This is a genomic window from Nonomuraea lactucae, assembly GCF_003313395.1.
In the GTDB taxonomy this organism is placed as follows: domain Bacteria; phylum Actinomycetota; class Actinomycetes; order Streptosporangiales; family Streptosporangiaceae; genus Nonomuraea; species Nonomuraea lactucae.
Map to the genome: position 1 here is coordinate 1 of NZ_QNFZ01000841.1, position 5,960 is coordinate 5,960.

General features: G+C 72.0%; 7 protein-coding genes. 3 read left to right on the plus strand and 4 right to left on the minus strand.

Going from position 1 to position 5,960, the window contains the following annotated elements:
• The coding region (locus tag DQW85_RS29200) for an MMPL family transporter (protein WP_162795466.1) at positions 1-1,096 on the minus strand (1,096 nt) is incomplete at its 3' end.
• A 121-nt stretch (positions 1,097-1,217) separates the two neighbouring features.
• Here DQW85_RS29200 and DQW85_RS29205 point away from each other — a divergent pair.
• Together DQW85_RS29205 and DQW85_RS29210 are read left to right on the plus strand one after the other, a co-directional pair.
• Complete coding sequence (locus DQW85_RS29205; RefSeq protein ID WP_240197497.1) at positions 1,218-1,904, plus strand: response regulator transcription factor; 687 nt, start codon at positions 1,218-1,220, stop codon at positions 1,902-1,904.
• Positions 1,904-3,010 carry a sensor histidine kinase gene (locus DQW85_RS29210; protein ID WP_113703069.1) on the plus strand — a complete coding sequence of 369 codons (1,107 nt, stop codon included), beginning with the start codon at positions 1,904-1,906 and terminating at the stop codon, positions 3,008-3,010. The genes DQW85_RS29205 and DQW85_RS29210 overlap by 1 nt, the downstream gene beginning before the upstream one ends.
• A gap of 28 nt (positions 3,011-3,038) precedes the next feature.
• On the opposite strand, the gene DQW85_RS29215 is transcribed toward DQW85_RS29210, so the two are convergent.
• From DQW85_RS29215 to DQW85_RS29225, 3 genes are read right to left on the minus strand one after another with little or no spacing between them, the layout of a single operon-like run.
• Positions 3,039-3,482, minus strand: a complete 444-nt coding sequence (locus tag DQW85_RS29215; protein ID WP_113703070.1) for an ester cyclase — start codon at positions 3,480-3,482, stop codon at positions 3,039-3,041.
• A 42-nt stretch (positions 3,483-3,524) separates the two neighbouring features.
• Positions 3,525-3,941 (minus strand): Dabb family protein, encoded by a 417-nt coding sequence (locus DQW85_RS29220; RefSeq protein WP_113703071.1) that lies wholly within the window; start codon positions 3,939-3,941, stop codon positions 3,525-3,527.
• A 52-nt stretch (positions 3,942-3,993) separates the two neighbouring features.
• Positions 3,994-5,214 carry an MFS transporter gene (locus DQW85_RS29225; protein ID WP_113703072.1) on the minus strand — a complete coding sequence of 407 codons (1,221 nt, stop codon included), beginning with the start codon at positions 5,212-5,214 and terminating at the stop codon, positions 3,994-3,996.
• 218 nt (positions 5,215-5,432) lie between these two features.
• On the opposite strand from DQW85_RS29225, the gene DQW85_RS29230 reads away from it, so the two are divergent.
• The coding region (locus DQW85_RS29230) for a hypothetical protein (protein WP_162795467.1) at positions 5,433-5,960 on the plus strand (528 nt) is incomplete at its 3' end.

Below are 5,960 nucleotides of genomic sequence, written 5' to 3' on the forward strand. Positions count from 1 at the left end.
CCCAGGCCGACCACGCGCGGCCCGCGCCGGCCTCGCGCCGGAAGCGCGCGCCCGTCGCGTTCCGTCGGTCCAGCCGCTGCCCGGCCAGCGCCAGCAGGACCGGCAGCACCGTCAGGGTCGCGGCGACGCTCACGGCGGTGATGATCATTCCGGCGATGCCCAGGCTGCGCAGGAACGGCACCGGCAGCACGACCATGGTCACCAGCCCGACGGCCACCGCGACGCCGCTGAACAGCACCGCCCGCCCAGCCCCCGCCATGGCCCGGTGCACCGCCTCGTCGCCGCGGTGGCCGTTGGCCTGCTCCTCGCGCCATCGCGCCACCAGCAGCAGCGAATAGTCCACGGCGATCCCCAGGCCCAGGAGGGGCATCGTGGTCAGCGCCACGTCGTGCACCGTCATCACCAGCGTGAGCAGCAGGATGACGATGAACGACATGAAGACGGCCAGCACCGAGATCAGCACCGGCACGAACGCCAGCAGCGACCGGAACACCAGCACCAGCACGAACACCGCGGCGAGCACCCCGACGCCGATCTTGGCGGGCACGTCCACCCCGCCCGCGTCCACACTGGGCGCCAGCGTGTCGAGCCCCGTCACGCGGACCGTGGCGCCCGGCGGCAGGTGCGGCCGCATCGCCTCGACGATCACCGGCGTCTCGTCCGGTGTCTCGCCCAGCCCGCCACCGGGCGGGCTCCCGTCGGTGTAGGTGCCGGGGAAGACCAGCCCGAACGTGGTCCGGCCGTCCGCGCCGACCAGGCGCGGGTCATCCGTGTCCGCGTACGACACCACGCGCGCCTGGGGGAGGCTGGCCGAGACGGCGGCGAACGCCCGGCCGATCGCGTCCTTGGCGGCCTGCGCGCTCCGTCCCTCGGGCAGCACCACCACCGGCACGAAAGGCCGCTGGTATCCGCCGTTGCCGTAGATCCTGACGATGTCCTGGTTGGCGTCGAAGGCCGGCATTCCCGGATGGGCGTACTCCTCCGACAGGCGCTGGATCGCGATCGGGGTCGCGCCCAAGCCGGCGAGGAACGCCACCAGGGCCAGCAGCATGGTCATGCCCTTGCGCCGCAGCACGAAGGCAGAGAGTCTCTCCATGGCGGCCAGTGCAGCAAGGCGATGTCCAGCCGCTCTGTGGCCGGTCTTGGAGCGGTGTGTGAATCCCGATTCACAGAGTTCTCCATGGGCCAGGCAAGATCGGCGGGGTGAGACTGGACGGGTGAACCGGATTCTTGTCGTGGACGACGAACCCTATCTGGCCGATCTCGTCGCCACCGCCCTGAGATACGAGGGTTTCGAGACGGCGACCGCCCCCTCCGGAGCCGCCGCCATCGCGGCGACCGGGACCTTCGACCCCGATCTGATCGTCCTGGACGTGATGCTGCCGGACCTCCTGGGCACCGAGGTCTGCCGCAGGATCCGCGCCTCCGGCTCCGAGGTCCCGGTCGTCTTCCTGACGGCCCTGGACGCGACCGAGGACAAGATCGGCGGGCTGACCGTGGGCGGCGACGACTACGTGACCAAGCCGTTCAGCCTTGAGGAACTGATCGCCCGGGTACGCGCCGTGCTGCGCCGGACCACGCGGGCCGGGCACGACAGCGGCACGCTGACCTTCGCCGACCTGGTCCTCGACGACGACGCCCATGAGGTGCGGCGGGGCGGCGTCCTGATCGACCTCACCCCGACGGAGTTCGAGCTCCTGCGCTTCCTGCTGGTCAACTCGGGCAAGGTGATGTCCAAGGGCCGGATCCTGGACCACGTCTGGAAGTACGACTTCGGCGGCAACGACGGGGTCGTGCAGACCTACATCAGCTACCTGCGCCGGAAGGTCGACTTCCGCGGCCCGCCCCTCATCCACACCGTCCCCCGCGTCGGTTACGTGCTGCGCCTGCCGAGGGAGGACTGATGTCCCTGCGGATCCGCCTGGTCCTGACCGTCGTCGGCCTGCTGGCGCTGGCGCTGGCGGTAGCGGCCGGGGCGACGTTCGGGGCCATCCAGGACTGGCGCGGCCCCGGCGGCTCCCGGTTGCTGGCCCTGACCAGCGAACAGCGGCTGCTGGCGGCGGCCGACGAGCTGACCGAGCGGGTGGCGTACGTCATGATCGGTACGACGGGCTTCACGCTGGCCGTGCTCACCCTGCTCGCTGCCCATCTGATCCGCCGCGGGCTGCGGCCGCTCGACCGGATCGTGGAGACGGCGGCGGCCATCGGCGGCGGCGAGCTGGGCCGGCGGGTCGAGACCGCGCCGCCCGACACCGAGGTCGGCCGGCTCGGCGCGGCGCTCAACGCGATGCTCGGTCAGATCGAGAGCGCCTTCCGCGAGCGCGAGGCGTCGGAGGACCGGCTGCGGCGCTTCGTCGCCGACGCCTCCCACGAGCTGCGCACGCCGGTGGCCACGATCCGCGGCTACGCCGAGCTGTTCCGCCGGGGCGCCGCGACGCGGCAGGACGATCTGGAGAGGGCCATGCGCCGGATCGAGGCCGAGGCCACCCGCATGGGCTCCCTGGTGGACGAGATGCTCCTGCTCGCCCGCCTGGATCAGGGGCGCCCACTGGAACGCGAGCCGGTGGAGCTGACCGAGCTGGTGGCCGACGCGGTCGCCGACACGCTCGCCATCGACCCTGACCGGCCGCTGTCGCTGCGCCACGACGGACCGGTGAGGGTGGTGGGCGACGCGGCCAGGCTCCGCCAGGCGGTGGGCAACCTGCTGGTCAACGTGCTCGACCACACCTCGCCGGGCACCGCGGCCCGGATCCGGGTCGGCGTCCGGAACGGGCAGGCGGTGGTCGAGGTGGCTGACGAGGGACCTGGCCTGACCCGCGAACAGCGCTCCCTGGTGTTCGAGCGCTTCTACCGCGGCGACCACGCGCGCTGCGACGGACTGGGCGGGGGCGGGGCGGGCCTCGGCCTGTCGATCGTGGCCGCCGTGGCCGCCGCGCACGGAGGTGACGTGACCGTCACCTCCGAGCCCGGCCGCGGCACCGCCTTCCAGGTCCGCCTGCCCGCGCCCTGACGTCGCCCCGGGGGCGTGGCGGTGGCCGTCAGCCGAGGGGGGGCACTTCCCGAAAGCCCAGCTGCTGGGCGAACCAGAGACTGTCGGCGTTGGCCCAGTACTCCGCGATCAGCCCGTCGACCACGCGCAGGATGTCGGTGCCGTAGAAGACGACGCGGCGGCCCACGGCCTCCGGGGACGCGCCGGGAATCCCGCCCGCGTACGTGCCCTGCGCGTGCCAGCGCAGGACCTCGAAGGATCCGTCGACCACCGGGCCGACCTGGATGGTGAATGTCAGATCAGGGAAGGCCGCCCTGATCCCGCTGACCCACGTGTTGAGGTTGTCGCGGCCGGTCGAGTCCTGAGCCGGCCCGCCGAGGAGCGGCGCCGCGTGCGAGACGAAGTCCTCGTGCACGGTCTTGTCGGTCAGCGACAGGTTGCCGTTCCAGATGTCGGCCCACGACTGGGCGAGTGCGGAGAAGTTCACGGACATGGTGGTTCATGCTCCATTCGTCACTGGACGGGTGTTCGGTGGTCACTCGCCGTGCGGGCCGGGAGCGGCGAGGCCCTCGTACTCGCCGAGGTCGGAGACCAGCTGGTTGATGTCCGGCATGCTGTCGTAGCGGCGCTTGTGCAGCGCGGCGATCTTCGCGCCGATCTCCGGGTCGTCGTCGTCGGTGATGTCGAACGACACGAACTTGTCGACCAGGGGCAGACCGACCCGGTCGGTGTTGAGGTGAGCGGGGTGGACGAGGTACTCCCAGTATCCTTCGAGGTCCTCGATCACGAAGGTGGCCCCCCACTCGTACTCGCCGCCGTAGTCGCGACCGACGACGAAGGACTTCACCGACGGGATGGCCCGGCCCTGGTTGCGCAGACTCTCAAGGGCCTCCTCCAGCCGCTCGGGGGAGACGCCGGGCTTGATGGTGAAGCGGTTGCCGTGGTAGATCATCGTTCCTCTTCCTTTCGTACGGTTTCTTGGTTGTGCGAAGTGGTCTTGTGGTTCAGGCGCCGGTGGCGCGGCCCGCGCGCGTCGCCCACGCTCCGATGGCGGCGACAGCCGCACCGGCCGTCATGGCGATCCCGGTCCAGGCGAAGGCGCCGGCGATCCCGGTGGTGTCGACAAGGGGCTGTACCACCAGCGGTGAGAGGAACTGCCCGAGGAAGATCCCGGCGACCAGGCCGCTGAGGATCCGGCCGCGCTGGTCGGGGCGGGCGAGTTCGCTGAGCCGCAGGTTGAGGTTGGGCACCACGAATCCGACGCCGACGCCGCCGACGAGCAGCCCGGCCACGACCTGGGCGACGCTGCCCGCCATGCCGACCAGCAGCCAGCCCGCGCCGAGCAGCGCGACGCTGATCGTGGTGATCACGGTGGGGGTCAGGCGCCTGCGCAGGGGCGGGAAGGCCAGGGCTCCGACGACGCTGGTCACCGTGCTCCCGGCGACCACCGCACCGATGACGGCGGGTCCGCTGCCGAACCGGCCCAGCAGGAAGGGCAGCTGTGTGGGCGCCATGTAGAACACCAGCGTCGCGACGAGCGCCAGCACGTACACGCCGCCGACCCGGCCGGCCGCCGTTCGCCGTGCGCTCTGCTGGTGGGCAGGGGCGGCGGCGGGCGTGGACCGCGGCTCCTCGCGCAAGGAGAACAGCGCGAACACCGCTATCACGGTCGACACCGCGTAGACCCAGAACGGTGCCCTCCAGTTGACCGTGGCCAGCAGCCCGGCCAGGGGCAGGAAGACGACGCCGCCCAAGCTCGCGAAGGCCTGCTGCAGCCCGAGGAAGGACGCGCGACGCGGCCCCTCGAACCAGTCCGTGATCGTGGCGCTGACCGCCGTCATGATCCCGCCCACCGCGACACCGAGCAGGGCCCTGGTGACCAGCAGCACGTACAGGTCGCTGACGAAGAACCCGGCCGTGCCGCTGACGGCGTACAGCACCAGGCCGGACACGAGCAGCGGCCGGCGGCCGAGGCGGTCGGCGACCATCCCGGACAACGGAGCGCTGACGGCGATCGCGAGCGAGGTGACGGTCAGCGCGAGCTTGACGAGGAGGTCCGCGCCGGGGATGTCGGCGAAGACCTGCCTCATCGCGGGCAGGCTGGGCGCGATGATCGCCGCCGCCATGATGGTCAACGCCGCCGCGGCCAGCACCGTGCCACGGGCCAGGCGCGTCGGGGCCTGCGGCGCGATCGGCCGGCTGGGAGCGCCCGGTTCCGCTGTCATGATGCCTCCTTCGGCGGTGCGGTGGCTACGCCGAGAACACTCGCAGCGGCGCCGGCGCGTTCGCGTCGGTAGGAGTCGCCTATCCGGCCGGGGCCTCACGGCTGGGCGATAGTCGCCTATCCGGTCGTGACCTCGCGCATAGGCGACGGTCACCGACGCGAACCCTCCCTCGCGGGCGTCACGGTGGACGCCTGGACCCCCGAAGGAGAACCACCGCGATGTTCGAGCCGCTCTTCCTCACCGACATGCTGCTGGCCATCGCGGTGATCGTCGCCGCGATGACCGTCGGCGCGTCCGCCCGCCCGGTCGGCGACCGCGGCCTGCGCCGGCTGCGCCGCGTGCTGTACGGCACCGCCTTCCTGGTCGCGGTCCGGCTGGTCGTGGCGTTCCTGCTTCTCACCGGCGGGCCGGTGCTTGCCGAGTCGCGGCTGGCGATCCAGTTGCCGCTGGCGGTGCTCCCGATCACCTGGGCGCTGGCGGTCAGGAGCCAGGCGTCCATGGCCGCCCACGCCGCCGCGGTCGGGGTCCTGCTATCCGGTCTGTGGTTGTTCGTCCCGTTCGACCTCGCCATCGAGCTGGGCGCCTCGGTGGCTGCCATCGGGCTCGCCGTGCTGCTGGCCCGGTGGCGCGCGACGGGCTCGCGCGTCTCGCGGGCGCCCTGGCTGACGGTCGCCACCCTGCTCGCGCCCGCCGTCGTGCTCGGCCTGGCCTACCAGGCCAACCTGGCCGCGCGAGGCGGTCACCAC

Coding starts and splice junctions, on each gene's coding strand:
- DQW85_RS29210 (WP_113703069.1), top strand. CDS start 1,904: ATGTCCCTGCGGATCCGCCTGGTCCTGACCGTCGTCGGCCTGCTGGCG.
- DQW85_RS29215 (WP_113703070.1), bottom strand. CDS start 3,482: ATGTCCGTGAACTTCTCCGCACTCGCCCAGTCGTGGGCCGACATCTGG.
- DQW85_RS29220 (WP_113703071.1), bottom strand. CDS start 3,941: ATGATCTACCACGGCAACCGCTTCACCATCAAGCCCGGCGTCTCCCCC.
- DQW85_RS29225 (WP_113703072.1), bottom strand. CDS start 5,214: ATGACAGCGGAACCGGGCGCTCCCAGCCGGCCGATCGCGCCGCAGGCC.